Raw genomic sequence first — 14,047 nt, 5'->3', positions numbered from 1 at the left:
ATACCGATAGTCCTCAAGAGAAAAGATTTGAAATTTCAGTGATTTACGTTGCCCGACCGATAGTTGCCGAAAGGTAGAAAAGGATGCAGCTTCATTCCCACTCGATCGTCCCTGGCGGTTTCGAGGTCACGTCGTAAACAACACGGTTGATGCCCTTGACCTCGTTGATGATGCGGGTGGCGGCGGCGCCGAGGAAAGCCATGTCGTAGTGGTAGAAATCCGCCGTCATGCCGTCGACCGAGGTGACGGCGCGTAGCGCGCAGACGAATTCGTAGGTGCGGCCGTCGCCCATCACGCCGACGGTCTGCACCGGCAAAAGCACGGCGAAAGCCTGCCAGATGGCGTCGTAGAGGCCGGCTTTGCGGATCTCGTCGAGATAGATGGCGTCGGCCTCGCGCAGGATTTCGAGCTTTTCGCGGGTGATGCCGCCTGGGCAGCGGATGGCGAGGCCGGGCCCCGGGAACGGATGGCGGCCGATAAAACTTTCGGGCAGGCCGAGTTCCTTGCCGAGCGCCCTCACCTCATCCTTGAACAGTTCGCGCAGCGGCTCGACCAGCTGCATGTTCATACGCGCGGGCAGGCCGCCGACATTGTGGTGCGACTTGATGGTCACCGACGGGCCGCCGGTGAAGGAGACGCTTTCGATGACGTCGGGATAGAGTGTGCCTTGCGCCAGGAAATCCGCACCGCCTAATTTCTTGGCCTCTTCCTCGAACACTTCGATGAAGAGCCGGCCGATGGTCTTGCGCTTCTTCTCGGGGTCGGACTCGCCTTCCAGCGCCGAGATGAATTTTTCCGAAGCGTCGACCAGGATCAGCGGCAAATTGTAGTGCTGGCGGAACATCGCCACCACGCCCGCGGCCTCGTCCTTGCGCATCAGGCCATGGTCGACGAGGATGCAGGTGAGCTGGTCGCCGACCGCCTCATGGATCAACAGCGCGGCGACGGAAGAATCCACACCGCCCGACAGCGCGCAGATCACCTTGCCCTTGCCGACCTGCTTGCGGATGGTCTCGACGGCATGCTCGCGATAGGCGCGCATCGTCCAGTCGCCTTCGATGCCGGCAATGTTGTGGACGAAGTTCCTGAGCAGCCTGGCGCCATCGGGCGTATGCACCACTTCGGGGTGGAACATGATGCCGTACATCTTGCGCGCGACATTGCCGAAGATGGCGAAGGGCGAGCCTTCCGACTTGCCGAAGACTTCGAACCCCTTCGGCAGCGAGATGACGCGGTCGCCATGGCTCATCCACACCTGGTGGCGCTGGCCGGGCGCCCACAGGCCCTCGAACAGCGGGCTGTCCTTCTCGATCTCGACGAAGGCGCGGCCGAATTCGCGATGGTTTGAGCTTTCGGCAACGCCGCCCATCTGCACGCACAGCGCCATCTGGCCGTAACAGATGCCGAGCACCGGCACGCCGGCATCGAAGACGATCTGCGGCGCGCGCGGGCTGCCTATGTCCGATGTCGAGGCGGGACCGCCAGACAGGATCACGGCTTTGGGATTTATGCGCTTGAAGGCAGCTTCGGCCGATTGGAACGGCACGATCTCGGAAAACACGCCGGCCTCGCGGATGCGGCGGGCGATGAGCTGCGTAAACTGGCTGCCGAAATCGACAATCAGGACTGTATCGGGATGATTGGCTGTCGTCATGGCGAGCCTTTAGAGAAAGAAACGAGTCGGCGCAATGGGTTGTGAGGCCGCACTGTTACTGAACTTCGGTGTCTTTATCGGCGGCAGCCGCCGGTCCCGCATCCAGGGTCCGTAAAGCATCCATCAGCGCTGCGAAGCGCTGCAGGCCGATGCGCTCGACATAGCGTCGTTCGATCTGCAGTTTGATGCGGTCACCGTCGCGCAAAGCGTCCAGACCCTTGCGCGTATAGCCAACAAGCTTGCCGCGTCCATCCTGCGGATCGGGCAGGCGCTGCACCACGCCTTCCGCCTCCAGCCCGTCGAGCAATTGCTGGACCGCCTGCTTGGAAATCGCCGAGCGATCGATCAGAGCAGCCTGGCGAATCCCGTCGCGGGCAATGTGCCCCAGCAGCCCAGCGCGCGCTTCCGTAAACCAGCCGTGACCGGCAGCGCGCATTGCGGCGGCGAATTCGGCCTGCCAGGCGCGACTCGCCTGCCACAGGCGCCAACCGATGTGATCAGGAAGTGCTTCGGTTTTTTCGTCAAGCTCCTTGACCACTTTGTCTTCACTCCATATAGTCAAGATACTTGACGATTTTCATTGCGTCGAGCGCTTTTGGACTCAAACCTCGGACTGGGACAATGACCATTCTAAACAAGGACACGCTGGCCATTATCATGATCGGCACAACGCATGTCATCGACATGGGCGGCAAGAGCGCGTTCATCCACTACGAAACCGCAAACAAGGCGCACATGCTCCTGCCGGACGGCACCCGCTTCCATGGGCGATGGGACCTGCTGGACGACGGCTACAAAGTCGAATGGACGGATGGCCCGGTCGGTTCCTGGAAACTCGACCATACACCGGGAGCAATCGACTATGTCGATGCTACCGGAACCGTGCGCGGGCGCATCGCGCGCATCGATTTCGGCGACCCCGCCAGCCTGGCGGCCTGATCAGTAGAGTCAGGCGCCGAGCAAACCGTCGTCGATCGCTTGGTCGAGCAGCCCGACCGCATCCGCCAGCTTCTCGTCGATGACATGCAGATATTCAGTCCAGCCACCGACATGCCGCAGGTCAGCCGCGCCGTCGGAAATGCCGCGCAGGCCGATCAGCGGGATATCGAACAGCTGGCAGGCGCGCAGGCAAGCGAAGGTCTCCATGTCGACCATATCGGCGGCGATTGCGTCATAAGCGCCGCCGGTGATGATGGCGCCGCCGGTCGACAGGCTGGCCTCCTTGATGTCGGGAATCCGGAACGGCAGCGGCATGGCCACCGGCAGGTCGAGAAACGGCGTTGCGCCCTTCTCGAACCCTAAGGGGGAGGCGTCGATGTCGCGATAGCTGACCGAGACGGCCTGGTAAATTTCCGTCTGCTCCAGCGTGCGGCTGCCGGCGGAGCCGAGCGAGACGACGAGATCGGGCAGCGTCTTCTCGGATTTCAGCCAGGACAGTTCGGCGCCGAGGCGCACGCCTGCCTCGACCGGGCCAACGCCTGTCATCAGCGGCGTGAACAGTTTCTGCAGATGCGGACCGTACTCGGCCTGCGCGGCCATGACGAAGAGGACATTTTTGCCGCCAATGCGCGACACTTTACCGGTCATGAATTCGTCTCCCTTGGCTGCGGAAGAAAGAGGGCAGCTTGCCGTCATCGCCTCCCGGCCCTTCGCTATAGCTCCGGGCGTTCGTCGCTCGAAAAGCCCATTTGGGGGCTTTTAGTCCGCTTCGCGGACCGCTCCTCACCCTGCAATCCCGTCACGCCCGACCACCGTCATCATCGTTCCGGTCATCGTCGCAATGAGCTTGGCCTCGCCGTCAACGGCGAAGGCGTAGGCCTGGCCGTCGGCGACGATGATGGTGCGGCCGGGCTTGGTCACCGAGCCGCGAAACAGGAAACGCTCGCCCCTGCCCGGCGCCAGGAGATTGACCTTGAACTCGATGGTCAGCACACCGGAATTTTCTGGCATCAGCGAAAACGCGGCATAGCCACAGGCCGAGTCCAACGCCGTCGAAATCACGCCGGCGTGCAGGAAACCATGCTGCTGGGTGAGTGCCGCCGAATAGGGCATCTCGATCTCGATGATGCCTGGCGTCACCAGCGTCAGCTCGGCGCCGATCGTCGCCATCGCCTGCTGGCGCGCGAAGGACGCCCTGACGCGATCCTCATAGTCGGGAGCCGGTACGATCTTTGCTGCCATGGCTGTCGCCCTGATTGATCTGCAAAGCTTATTGCAGAGGCTTGAACGCCGCGCAAATGCTTTTGCTGCACTGCAGCAAAGCGCCGCCTGCCATCAAGGGACGAGAGCCGGCTGAAGACTGCCGATTTGCGGCAAGGCTCAAGCCGCCCGGCGCAGCGCGCAGAAATAGAACCCGTCAGTGCCGCTCAGCGCCGGCGACAGGGAGATGTCGCTTGTCTTGCCGATCCGCGCGGCCGCCGCATGACCGGGGAAGCTGATGTCCCAGAGCGCGCGATGATCTACCGGGGCAAAGCCCTTGTGCCGCTCGCGGAAGGCCGCGATCTGCTCGCCATTCTCGTCGTCGAACACCGAACAGGTGATGTAGACCAAGAGGCCACCAGGTTTGACATAGGTTTTAGCGGCATCGAGGATCGCCGACTGTTCGTTCTTGCGGGCATCGAGCTGTCTCTGTGTCAGCCGCCATTTGGCATCGGGACGGCGCCGCCAGGTGCCGCTGCCGGTGCAGGGCGCATCGACGAGCACGATGTCCATATGGCCCGCGAGCGGGGACAGTTCGGCCGGCTTGGTGACGATCTGCACATTTCGGTTTTCCGATCGGCGGATGCGGTCGAAGATCGGCGCCAGCCGCGCCTTTTCGGCGTCGTGGGCGAAAACCTGGCCTTTGTTGGCCATCGCCGCCGACAGGGCCAGCGTCTTGCCGCCGGCGCCGGCGCAGAAGTCGAGCACCTGCATACCGGCTTGCGCCCCGGCCAGCGCCGCAACGATCTGCGAACCCTCGTCCTGGACCTCGAACCAGCCTTTCTGGAAGGCGGGCTCAGCCTGCACATTGGGATGCCGGCCGTCGCCGTCGATCGGCGGGATGCGAATGCCTTGCGGCGCAATAGCGGCCGGTTTGGCGCCGGTATCGGCGAGTTCCGCCAGCACCTTGGCACGGTCGGACTGCAGCGTGTTTACCCTTATATCGAGCGGCGGGCGAGTGGCCAGAGCTGCGCCCTCCTCGACCCAGCCTGCGCCAAAGGCTCGCTCGAACAGCGGCGCACACCAGTCGGGCACGTCCGCCCGCACCGCCTCCGGCGCGTCTTCAGGCCGGCGTTCGGCCAGCGCCTGCAACTCGGCGGCGCTGAGCAGCGGCGGCGCGAACTTGTCGCAGTCAAGCGCATCGTTGAGCGATAGCGCCGTCTGGCCCCATTCGATGAGCAGCGCGCCGAAGCCGATGGCGCGCGGCGTGTCTTCACCGAGCAGCCAGCCGGCCGAACGCTTGTGGCGCAGCGCGTCGTAAACGATGTTGCCGATCGCCGCGCGGTCGCCACCGCCGGCAAAGCGATGCGACAGGCCCCAATCCTTCAGCGCATCGGCCACCGGCCGGTGGCGCCGGCCAATGTCTTCCAGCACTTCAATGGCTGCCGCCAGCCGTCCACCCAGTCGCATCCATCATTCCATTCAATCAAGCTTCCCGGCTTGCTCTTAGAGCCTTTCACGTCGAGATTGAACCCCGCTCGCATTCGCGGCAACGAGACTACCCCGATCGCGGTCGGCGAATTTCCCGGCCGGCAAATGTGCGCCCGCCGGCGACAACAAATCCCAAATAGATGCAGGGTCTCTAATGTTGGAAACCGGCCGCCGCAAGCATGACCTGTGGCGCAACTGCTCTGCTTTCCAAGCTTTTGCGTTGGGAATACTCTCTGCACCATGATTCGCGGCGCAGAAAACGCGGACCCGCGGATCGATACGAGGAGAGGGCAATGAAAACGTATCTTGCGGAAGTTCTAGGAACATTTTTGTTGGTGTTCATCGGCACGGCGTCGGTGGCGACGGGCGGCTTCCTGGCCGACCTGCCGCTCGGCCAGGAAGCCATCGGCCTGGCGTTCGGCATCGGTCTGATTGCAGCTGCCTATGCGGTCGGACCGATTTCCGGCGCGCATCTCAATCCTGCTGTCACGCTCGGCGTCTTCCTTGCCGGCCGGCTGCCGGCCAAGGATGTGATCCCCTATTGGATCGCGCAGGTCATCGGCGCCATCCTGGCCTCGCTGGCGCTGTGGATCATCGTTTCCGGCCAGACCGGCGGACACACCACCGGCTTCGGCGCCAATGGCTGGGACGTGGCGAAATGGGGGATGAGCTCCGCCTTCCTGTGGGAGCTGATCGGCACCTTCACCTTTGTCACCGTCATCCTCGGCGTCACCGCGGAAAAGCACTCGACGGCGTTCGCCGGGCTGGTCATTGGCCTGACCTTGGCAGGGCTGCACTTCGCCATGATCCCGGTGACCGGCACCTCGGTCAATCCGGCACGTTCGATCGGCCCGGCGCTGTTTACCGGCGGCGCCGCACTCAGCCAGCTCTGGCTGTTCATCGTCGCGCCGCTGATCGGCGGCGCCATTGCCGGCGTCGTCGCCAAGGCGCGCATCTTCGAAAAGGACTGATTTTCGAAAGCATAAACAAAAAGGCGCGGGCCTCGGCCCGCGCCTTTTTGTTGGGAGGGCTGCGATCAGCCGACGATGTCGAAGCGGTCGGCGTTCATCACCTTGGTCCAAGCCTTGACGAAATCGCCGACGAATTTCGGCCCGGCATCCGCCGACCCGTAGACCTCGGCCAGCGCGCGTAACTGCGCATGCGAGCCGAAGATCAGGTCGGCGCGGGTAGCCGTCCATTTGACCGCCTTGGTCTTGCGATCGCGCGCTTCGTAGACCTCATGCGAGCCCGGTTCGGAGGCTGGATCCCAAACGGTGCTCATCGACAGCAGGTTGACGAAGAAGTCGTTCGTCAGCGTGCCCGGCCTGTCGGTGAGCACGCCATGCTTTGAGCCACCGGCATTGGCGCCAAGCACACGCAGGCCGGCGACCAGCACCGTCATCTCCGGCGCCGTCAGGTTGAGCAGTTGCGCCCGGTCGACCAGCAACGCTTCGACCGACATCAGCAACTTACCGCTGACATAATTGCGGAAGCCATCGACCTTCGGCTCAAGCGCGGCGAAGGAATGAACGTCGGTCTGCGCCTGCGAGGCGTCGGTGCGGCCCGGCGTGAACGGCACCTTCACCGCGTTGCCGCCATCCGTCGCGGCCTTCTCGACCGCGGCGACACCACCGAGCACAATGAGGTCGGCCAGCGACACCTTCTGGCCGCCAACGTTGAACTCCTTCTGGATGGCCTCGAGCTTCGCCAGCACCTTGGCCAGTTCAGCCGGCTGGTTGACCTCCCAGTCTTTCTGCGGTGCCAAACGAATGCGCGCGCCATTGGCGCCGCCGCGCTTGTCGGAGTTGCGGAAGGTAGAGGCCGAGGCCCAGGCGGTCGAAACCAGCTGCGAAACGGTGAGGCTCGAAGCCAGGATCTTGGCCTTCAGGGAAGCGATATCCTGGTCGCTGACCGGTTCATGGTCGACTGCCGGCACCGGATCCTGCCAGATCAGCTCTTCCTTCGGCACCAACGGGCCGAGATAGCGCACGACCGGACCCATGTCGCGATGGGTGAGCTTGAACCAAGCGCGGGCGAAGGCGTCGGCGAACTGCTCGGGATGCTCATGGAAACGCCGCGAGATCTTCTCATAGGCCGGGTCGGCACGCAGTGCGAGGTCGGTGGTGAGCATCGCCGGTGCATGGCGCTTTCCCGGATTGTGCGCGTCCGGCACCGTAACCGCGCTGGAGCCGCCTTTCGGCGTCCACTGATGGGCGCCGGCGGGGCTCTTGGTCAGTTCCCATTCGAAGTTGAACAGATTGTCGAAGAAGTTGTTGCTCCACTTGGTCGGCGTCGTCGTCCAGGTGACTTCGAGCCCTGACGTGATCGCATCGCCGGCAATGCCTGACGCATGCTTGCTCGACCAGCCGAGTCCTTGCGCCTCGATGCCGGCGCCTTCCGGCTCGGCGCCAACAAGGGCTGCATCACCGGCGCCGTGGGTCTTGCCGAAGGTGTGCCCGCCGGCGATCAGCGCCACGGTTTCCTCGTCGTTCATCGCCATGCGCCCGAAGGTCTCGCGGATATCGCGCGCCGAGGCCAGCGGATCGGGCTTGCCGTTCGGGCCTTCCGGATTGACGTAGATCAAGCCCATCTGCACGGCGCCGAGATGGCCGTGCAGTTCGCGGTCACCGGAATAGCGCTTGTCGTCGAGCCACTTGGTTTCCGAACCCCAGTTGACGTCCTGCTCGGGCTCCCAGACATCGGCGCGGCCGCCGGCAAAACCAAAAGTCTTGAAGCCCATCGATTCCAGCGCGACGTTGCCGGTGAGGATCAACAGGTCGGCCCAGGAAATCTTGCGGCCGTATTTCTGCTTGATCGGCCACAGCAGCCGGCGCGCCTTGTCGAGATTGGCGTTGTCCGGCCAACTGTTCAATGGCGCGAAACGCTGTTGGCCGGCGCCGGCGCCACCGCGACCATCGCCGATGCGATAGGTGCCGGCGCTGTGCCAGGCCATGCGAATGAACAGCGGCCCGTAATGGCCGAAGTCGGCCGGCCACCAATCCTGCGAATCCGTCATCACCTTGTGCAGGTCCTTGATCACCGCATCGAGGTCGAGGCTCTTGAACTCCTCGGCGTAATCGAACGCCTCGCCCATCGGGTCCGAAAGGTTCGACTGCTGGTGGAGAACGCTGATGTCGAGCTGGTTCGGCCACCAGTCACGGTTGGTCCTACCGGAGGTTCCATGCGCGACCGGGCATTTGCCGGCGCTGTTGTCGTCGGTATTCGCGTCCATCTTAGCCTCCGAATTGCTGATTTTCTGTGTTGGTTTTCCGGGCCGGCCGGGAGCCGTGCCACTCTGGAATGGTTCCAGAGTAGGCCGTCTCCTCGATAAAAACAAATTGCCTTTCCTGTTTGTTGCGATAGGTTTTCCTTATGATTGGTCTCACCGTCCGGCAGATGCAATATTTCGAGGCTTTGGCGCAAACGCTGCATTTCGGCCGCGCCGCAAAGCTCGCCGGCGTCAGCCAGCCGGCGCTGTCCGCACAGATCGCCGAGATGGAGCAAAGGCTGAACTGCCGGCTGTTCGAACGCGGCGGCAAGACGGTGCGGATAACCGAGGAGGCGCAGGCTCTGCTGCCGCGCATCGAGCGCATCCTGCGCGATATCAGCGAGGTCGAGACGACGGCGCGGCGCGGCCGCCCGGCCATGGAAGGGCGCTTCCGGCTGGGCATCATCCCGACGGTGGCGCCCTATCTGCTGCCGCATGTTCTGCCGGAGCTGAAGCGGCATTTTCCGTCCCTGCAGCTCGAGCTGCGCGAAGCGGTGACGGCGTCGCTGGTCGAGGACACAGCGACGGGACGGCTCGACGCCTTCATCGCCGCGCTGCCGCTCGACCAGCCCGGCCTGGTTACCGAGGCGCTGTTCGCCGACCGCTTCTTCCTCGCCGTGCCGTCAGGCGACCCGGCCTTTGCCTCGCCGCCGGTGCCGCCGGAAAGCCCGGCGCTGGAGCGGCTGATGCTTCTCGAGGAAGGCCACTGCCTGCGCGAACAGGCGCTGGCGCTGTGCGGCAGCGTGCGCCCGGTGGCGATGGCAAGCTACGGCGCCACCAGCCTGACGACACTTCTGCAAATGGTGGCGCATGGGCTCGGCGTCACGCTCATTCCGGAAATGGCGGCAAGACCGGCCAGCGCCATGACGGACCTGAAGATCGTGCCGTTCCAGGAGCCGATGCCACAACGGACGATCTGCCTGGCATGGCGCCGCAACAAGGTGCGGCATGACGAGTGCGTGGAACTGGCGAAGATCATTCGTGGGCTGGATCAGGCGGTGCTGGCGGCGTAAAAGGCCAGCCAAGCGTCACAGAACCCGGGACAGACAGGTCCGCGGCGATTTCAGGCTGGCGATCATCGCATGCTCCCAGATGATGACTTAGGAAGCCGCATCATTGTCTGCGATGGCGCGAGTCGCCTTCTGGTGCGGACGGAATAGAAAATAGAAAGCGACGATGTGCGTGATCATCAGCAGCGGCACGTAGAGGATCGGGACCGCATAGGTAGCCCCCAACAGGCCCGCATGGGCAGGCAGGTCGACCTGGATAGCCTGGTAATAGTCGACGACGAGGTCGACCGTTCCGACGACATTGAAGGCGACGACGAATAGCCAGTAGAGCTGGCGTATCCTCACGGTGAGCAGCGCTAGCATGGCCAGCAGCCCGGTTGCGAAGTCGCCATAGGCGGCAAAGATGGCGAAGCTGGCGGGCAGATCGGGGCTGACGACGCCTGGAAGGATGAAGACGAGGCCGAAGAAGCGGAAGCTGTGGAGCGTGGCGATAGCACGTTGCGCCGCGATCCGGTCCATAGATCCGAGCCAAGGCCAGATGTACGCACCAAAGCACAGTAGCCACGCGACATAGCCGAGAACGAGATGGGTCTGAAAGACGATCTCCGTCGACATTCTGATCTCCTGTCAGCTGTTGATCGACGCGGCCTCGAACACCGCGGTCAGGATGCCGAGCCGGCCTTCCATGAGATTTCGACCCAAATTGGCTGCAAGCTCTGCAAAGTCCGATCCCATCACCACGCCGAGATTGGGCGAAGGCGGAGGACCCGACACACGCAACTGCGCGAACCAGGCCTTGGCGATCTCGGTGTCGTCTTGCCATGCCAGCATGCGGAAGCCGGCCGGTTCGATCGCCTCGCGCGTCGCGTCGATTGTCAGGAGGAAGCTTGTCGCCGGCGTTCGCGCCCAGGGAAGCGGATAGTGCGGCTCGCCGCCGCCCAACACGACGTCGAAGGTGGCAAACCTGCCACTTGGCTTCAGCACGCGCCGAATCTCGTGGTAGAGCCGTGCCCGGTCGGAAATGTTCATCGCCACATGTTGCAGCAGCACGATGTCGAAACGGCCGTCATCGAATGGAAGCTCCAGGGCGCTGGCGGTCTTGAACAACAATTGCCCGCTTTGTCCCGTGCGCTCGGTCAGATAGCGCGCGGCATCCACGAAAGCCTCGCTGAGGTCCACGCCGGTAACCCGGCAGCCATAGGTCGCAGCCAGAAAGCGCGCCGGCCCGCCGACGCCCGAGCCGACATCCAAAACCGACATACCGGTGGCAATCCTCGCCAATTGGGCAAGCTCTGCGGTGGCAGCAAGCCCACGGGTATGAAACTGGTCGAGGGTACCCAATTGCTGCGGCGTGAGAAGCTGATCCTCCGGGCCGAGAGCAGCCAGTACCGTCTTCAGCCGCTCAGTCAGGCCGGTCGCGCGATAGTGGTCGCGCACCCCATCAAGTTCATCGGTCATGGCAAAATGTCTCCGAGGTTCAGCTCTTACTTAAATCCGCTTCCATAGTTCGACTAGCCGATGTAATCAGAACAACCCATGAAGCAGAACTACACAATCCGGCACGGTGCGCTGGAGGGCGTCGAGGTGTTCCTGGCTGTCGCCAGGCACAGCAACTTCCGCCGCGCCGCCGCCGATCTCGGCGTGACGCCGTCCGCCGTGAGCCAGGCGGTGCGCTCACTAGAGGCGCGCATGGGCGCGGCGCTGTTTGTCCGCACGACACGCAGCGTCGGTCTGACCGAGGCCGGTCAGCGCTTCCTCGATCGTGCCGGCCCTGCCTTCGAGGAGATCGTCGCTGCCGGCGAGGCCGCGCGTGATGTCGGCCAGCGGCCGACCGGCCTGCTGCGCCTGTCAGTGCCGCGCGCCGTCGTGCCGTTGATCCTGGAGCCGGTGATCGCGTCATTCTGCCAGGCTTATCCCGAGATCGAACTGGAGATCGCCGCGAGCGACGAGATGGTCGATCTGGCGACCGGCGGGTTCGATGCCGGCATTCGCCTCGGCCAGTTCATTGCCACCGACATGGTGGCGGTGCGGCTGACCCCTTCCTTCTCGTTCGTCGTCGTCGGCAGCCCTGACTATCTCGCGCGCCACGGCCGCCCCGAGCGTATCGACGCCTTGCGCCACCACGCCTGCCTGCGCTTGCGCCGCTCGAACGGCGCCATCGCACCCTGGACATTCGTCGACGGCAACGAGGCGATCGAGGCCATGGTCTCCGGCCCGCTGATCGCCCACGACTACCCGACATTGCTCGGAGCCGCGATGCGTGGGATTGGGCTGGCGCAGATCCCTCAACCCGTCGTCCAAGGTCCGATTGCCCAGGGAAAACTTGAGTCGGTGCTGGACGACATCGCGGCGACGACGCCGGGCGTCTTCCTCTATCATCCCGGCAAGCGCCAGATCCTCCCGAAGCTGCGCGCCTTCATCGACCACCTCAAATCCGCGGTCTGAAATAAAGCATGATGGCGGAAATCTTGGCGCTTCCCTCCTCTCCAGATCGTGCCGTTCCAGGAGCCAATGCCGCAATGCACGATCTGCCTGGCGTGGCGCCGCAACAAGGTGCGGCATGACGAGTGCGTGGAACTGGCGAAGATCATTCGTGGGCTGGATCAGGCGGTGCTGGGGGTTTGATGCGCGTTGGGGGCGACTATATTCCTCACTGATAGGCCGGCCACATATTGTCCTTGACGACCTTCTGACATTGCGGCGTCTGGTCGTTCAGATGAGCGTTCAGGCACTTGATCAGACGCCCGCCGCCTTGTTCCATGGCTTTGCAGAATTCTCGTAGTCAGCCTGGCAGGCCTCGTAGGGCCGTAACAGGCTTTATGCCTCACACTATACTGTCCCGGCTATTTGATGTAGACGAGCACGTACCTGTTTTTGTAGGGCTGGTAGTATTTCGTGCCGCACTTCCAGACCACGATCCCACCGCTATAGGTGGTCTTCACGCAGCCCGTTGGAAGTGTCGTAATGTAGATGGTGGTCTTCTGGATGAAGACCGTCTTTGCTTCCGCTGATGCGATTAAACCGAATCCAGAGGCGCCTGCCATCGACGAAATCGTGAGCAAAGCTCCAATGGCAAATATGCGCGCAAACAAACCGCGTCTGACCATAGGTTTCCCCTCTCCTTAACCTGCAGCCTCTCTAATATAGCATCAGCAAGCGAAAGCCTCAACAGATCGATTGATTCTGTTCCATTGAGGCGCGGCCAGATCATCGATGCATCCCCGGCATAGCACGATCCTGCATCAGTGGCCGGCAACAATTTCACGGCACAAAGATCAGAAACACATACGTAAAAAACACCACGATATGGACCATGCCGGTCAGGAACGTGGTTCTTTCGGTACTGAAGCTTACGGCGCATGTGAAAAGCGCCAGGACCAAGAGGACCGCGTCAGCCGCCGGCAGCCCCAGGGTCAAACCCCTCCCCGTTAGCAGGCTGGCGGCTGCTACTCCCGGTATCGTCAGGCCGATCGTGGCGCAGGCTGAACCCATCGCGACATTCAAGCCGCGCTGCAACTCATTGTTGAGCGAAGCGCGAATTGCCGAAATGGCCTCCGGCATCAACACCAGCCCTGCGATCATTGCTCCGACAATGCTGTCGGCCTGGGCCACCTGGTAGGCAACGAGCGTATCTTCAACGCTTGCGGCGACCTGCTCGGCAAGCATAACAATTCCGATCAGCCCGGCCACCAGCAGCACAGCGCTGACAAAGATGTTCTCGTCAGAGGCCATTCGCACCGAAACGTGGTGCTCTTGTCCCTCGACAAAGTCTTCCCGGTGCCGGACAGTTTGCGCGAACACGAAGCTTGCATAGAGCAGTACTGAAAGGGCACTGACGAAACCAAGTTGAGCTGCCGAAAACGTGCCGGGACCCGTGGTCTGGGTGTAGGTCGGCAGAATAAGCGTCATGACGGTCAGCGCGATCAGAACCGCCAGATAGGCACTGGTTCCTTGCCGGACGATAGCCTGCTTGCGATGGCGCCAGCCGCCAAGCGCGAGACAGATGCCGACGACGCCGGTTGAAGTGATCATCACTGTCGAGAAAACGGACTCGCGCGCAAGCGTCGGATTGTTTTCTCCGTGCAACATCATAGAAACGATGATCGACACTTCGATCGCCGTCACCGCAAAAGTCAGCACCAAGGTTCCAAAGGGCTCCCCCACGCGCCGGGCGACTGCCTCGGCATGCTCGAGCACCACGAAAATGGTGGTGAACATGATCGCGCTCGACAGCGCGCCAACGAGGATCCTGAGGTTCAGCGATCCTTGGTCGACCGAAAGGCCGCTGGCCCTCACCGCGAGAGCCATGGCCAAGGCACCCAAAGGCATCACCCAAGACACCACCGATCGCCCGAAACCGCCCGATGCGGCCTTGGATGTTGCAACCTTGGGCGTTTGCGTAGGCCTGTCTTCAAGCATCCAGCCAACATTCCACGAGATCAGCGGGCCTTGCCGGCCAGCGTTCGCTGATCCCGCTCAGTCGTC

The 14,047-nt window shown here is 62.8% G+C and carries 14 protein-coding genes and 1 pseudogene; 5 read left to right on the top strand and 10 right to left on the bottom strand.

The window, feature by feature from the left end; translation table 11 throughout:
- Positions 1 to 91: 91 nt before the first annotated feature.
- Together guaA and AC04SG_RS08300 are read right to left on the bottom strand one after the other, a co-directional pair.
- Positions 92 to 1,654: a glutamine-hydrolyzing GMP synthase gene (gene guaA, locus AC04SG_RS08305; protein ID WP_192250469.1), complete on the bottom strand. Its 1,563-nt coding sequence runs from the start codon at positions 1,652 to 1,654 to the stop codon at positions 92 to 94.
- Between the two features lie 55 nt (positions 1,655 to 1,709).
- Complete coding sequence (locus tag AC04SG_RS08300) at positions 1,710 to 2,192, bottom strand: MarR family winged helix-turn-helix transcriptional regulator (protein ID WP_192250466.1); 483 nt, start codon at positions 2,190 to 2,192, stop codon at positions 1,710 to 1,712.
- Positions 2,193 to 2,275: 83 nt separating this feature from the next.
- Here AC04SG_RS08300 and AC04SG_RS08295 point away from each other — a divergent pair, with 83 nt between their 5' ends.
- Entirely contained in the window at positions 2,276 to 2,593 is a 318-nt protein-coding gene (locus AC04SG_RS08295) for a hypothetical protein (RefSeq protein WP_488550633.1), read from the top strand.
- Positions 2,594 to 2,602: 9 nt separating this feature from the next.
- Here the strand turns inward: AC04SG_RS08295 and AC04SG_RS08290 are convergent, their stop codons facing one another.
- The 3 genes from AC04SG_RS08290 to AC04SG_RS08280 all read right to left on the bottom strand — a co-directional run bounded on the left by AC04SG_RS08290 (position 2,603) and on the right by AC04SG_RS08280 (position 5,263).
- Positions 2,603 to 3,241, bottom strand: a complete 639-nt coding sequence (locus tag AC04SG_RS08290) for a 5'-methylthioadenosine/S-adenosylhomocysteine nucleosidase (RefSeq protein WP_488550632.1) — start codon at positions 3,239 to 3,241, stop codon at positions 2,603 to 2,605.
- Between the two features lie 135 nt (positions 3,242 to 3,376).
- Positions 3,377 to 3,835: a PaaI family thioesterase gene (locus tag AC04SG_RS08285; protein WP_013893903.1), complete on the bottom strand. Its 459-nt coding sequence runs from the start codon at positions 3,833 to 3,835 to the stop codon at positions 3,377 to 3,379.
- A 138-nt stretch (positions 3,836 to 3,973) separates the two neighbouring features.
- Positions 3,974 to 5,263 (bottom strand): RsmB/NOP family class I SAM-dependent RNA methyltransferase, encoded by a 1,290-nt coding sequence (locus AC04SG_RS08280; protein ID WP_488550631.1) that lies wholly within the window; start codon positions 5,261 to 5,263, stop codon positions 3,974 to 3,976.
- 314 nt (positions 5,264 to 5,577) lie between these two features.
- Between AC04SG_RS08280 and AC04SG_RS08275 the strand changes: the two genes are divergently transcribed.
- Positions 5,578 to 6,255: an MIP family channel protein gene (locus AC04SG_RS08275; protein WP_112562434.1), complete on the top strand. Its 678-nt coding sequence runs from the start codon at positions 5,578 to 5,580 to the stop codon at positions 6,253 to 6,255.
- 65 nt (positions 6,256 to 6,320) lie between these two features.
- Here AC04SG_RS08275 and katG read toward each other — a convergent pair whose 3' ends face one another.
- On the bottom strand, positions 6,321 to 8,516 hold the full coding sequence (gene katG, locus AC04SG_RS08270) for a catalase/peroxidase HPI (RefSeq protein ID WP_488550630.1): 2,196 nt from the start codon (positions 8,514 to 8,516) through the stop codon (positions 6,321 to 6,323).
- 140 nt (positions 8,517 to 8,656) lie between these two features.
- Here katG and AC04SG_RS08265 point away from each other — a divergent pair, with 140 nt between their 5' ends.
- Positions 8,657 to 9,565 carry a hydrogen peroxide-inducible genes activator gene (locus tag AC04SG_RS08265; RefSeq protein WP_488550629.1) on the top strand — a complete coding sequence of 303 codons (909 nt, stop codon included), beginning with the start codon at positions 8,657 to 8,659 and terminating at the stop codon, positions 9,563 to 9,565.
- A gap of 87 nt (positions 9,566 to 9,652) precedes the next feature.
- On the opposite strand, the gene AC04SG_RS08260 is transcribed toward AC04SG_RS08265, so the two are convergent.
- The gene (locus AC04SG_RS08260; protein ID WP_488550628.1) at positions 9,653 to 10,177 is read right to left on the bottom strand and encodes a hypothetical protein; all 525 of its coding nucleotides are present in this window, start codon (positions 10,175 to 10,177) and stop codon (positions 9,653 to 9,655) included.
- Positions 10,178 to 10,189: 12 nt separating this feature from the next.
- Positions 10,190 to 11,020 (bottom strand): class I SAM-dependent methyltransferase, encoded by an 831-nt coding sequence (locus AC04SG_RS08255; protein WP_488550627.1) that lies wholly within the window; start codon positions 11,018 to 11,020, stop codon positions 10,190 to 10,192.
- Positions 11,021 to 11,098: 78 nt separating this feature from the next.
- Here AC04SG_RS08255 and AC04SG_RS08250 point away from each other — a divergent pair, with 78 nt between their 5' ends.
- The gene (locus AC04SG_RS08250) at positions 11,099 to 12,007 is read left to right on the top strand and encodes a LysR family transcriptional regulator (RefSeq protein WP_488550626.1); all 909 of its coding nucleotides are present in this window, start codon (positions 11,099 to 11,101) and stop codon (positions 12,005 to 12,007) included.
- 33 nt (positions 12,008 to 12,040) lie between these two features.
- Positions 12,041 to 12,187 (top strand): annotated as a pseudogene (locus tag AC04SG_RS08245) (hydrogen peroxide-inducible genes activator); the annotation flags it as partial.
- A 218-nt stretch (positions 12,188 to 12,405) separates the two neighbouring features.
- Here the strand turns inward: AC04SG_RS08245 and AC04SG_RS08240 are convergent.
- Both AC04SG_RS08240 and AC04SG_RS08235 read right to left on the bottom strand, forming a co-directional pair.
- Positions 12,406 to 12,669, bottom strand: a complete 264-nt coding sequence (locus tag AC04SG_RS08240) for a hypothetical protein (RefSeq protein ID WP_477337828.1) — start codon at positions 12,667 to 12,669, stop codon at positions 12,406 to 12,408.
- A gap of 154 nt (positions 12,670 to 12,823) precedes the next feature.
- On the bottom strand, positions 12,824 to 13,981 hold the full coding sequence (locus AC04SG_RS08235) for a calcium:cation antiporter (RefSeq protein WP_488550625.1): 1,158 nt from the start codon (positions 13,979 to 13,981) through the stop codon (positions 12,824 to 12,826).
- Positions 13,982 to 14,047 lie beyond the last annotated feature (66 nt).

The sequence above is a fragment of the Mesorhizobium sp. CNPSo 4684 genome, from assembly GCF_057784315.1.
This window is presented reverse-complemented; position numbering and strand designations above follow the sequence as displayed.

Coding starts and splice junctions, on each gene's coding strand:
- guaA (WP_192250469.1), bottom strand. CDS start 1,654: ATGACGACAGCCAATCATCCCGATACAGTCCTGATTGTCGATTTCGGC.
- AC04SG_RS08295 (WP_488550633.1), top strand. CDS start 2,276: ATGACCATTCTAAACAAGGACACGCTGGCCATTATCATGATCGGCACA.
- AC04SG_RS08290 (WP_488550632.1), bottom strand. CDS start 3,241: ATGACCGGTAAAGTGTCGCGCATTGGCGGCAAAAATGTCCTCTTCGTC.
- AC04SG_RS08285 (WP_013893903.1), bottom strand. CDS start 3,835: ATGGCAGCAAAGATCGTACCGGCTCCCGACTATGAGGATCGCGTCAGG.
- AC04SG_RS08280 (WP_488550631.1), bottom strand. CDS start 5,263: ATGCGACTGGGTGGACGGCTGGCGGCAGCCATTGAAGTGCTGGAAGAC.
- AC04SG_RS08275 (WP_112562434.1), top strand. CDS start 5,578: ATGAAAACGTATCTTGCGGAAGTTCTAGGAACATTTTTGTTGGTGTTC.
- katG (WP_488550630.1), bottom strand. CDS start 8,516: ATGGACGCGAATACCGACGACAACAGCGCCGGCAAATGCCCGGTCGCG.
- AC04SG_RS08265 (WP_488550629.1), top strand. CDS start 8,657: ATGATTGGTCTCACCGTCCGGCAGATGCAATATTTCGAGGCTTTGGCG.
- AC04SG_RS08260 (WP_488550628.1), bottom strand. CDS start 10,177: ATGTCGACGGAGATCGTCTTTCAGACCCATCTCGTTCTCGGCTATGTC.
- AC04SG_RS08255 (WP_488550627.1), bottom strand. CDS start 11,020: ATGACCGATGAACTTGATGGGGTGCGCGACCACTATCGCGCGACCGGC.
- AC04SG_RS08250 (WP_488550626.1), top strand. CDS start 11,099: ATGAAGCAGAACTACACAATCCGGCACGGTGCGCTGGAGGGCGTCGAG.
- AC04SG_RS08240 (WP_477337828.1), bottom strand. CDS start 12,669: ATGGTCAGACGCGGTTTGTTTGCGCGCATATTTGCCATTGGAGCTTTG.
- AC04SG_RS08235 (WP_488550625.1), bottom strand. CDS start 13,981: ATGCTTGAAGACAGGCCTACGCAAACGCCCAAGGTTGCAACATCCAAG.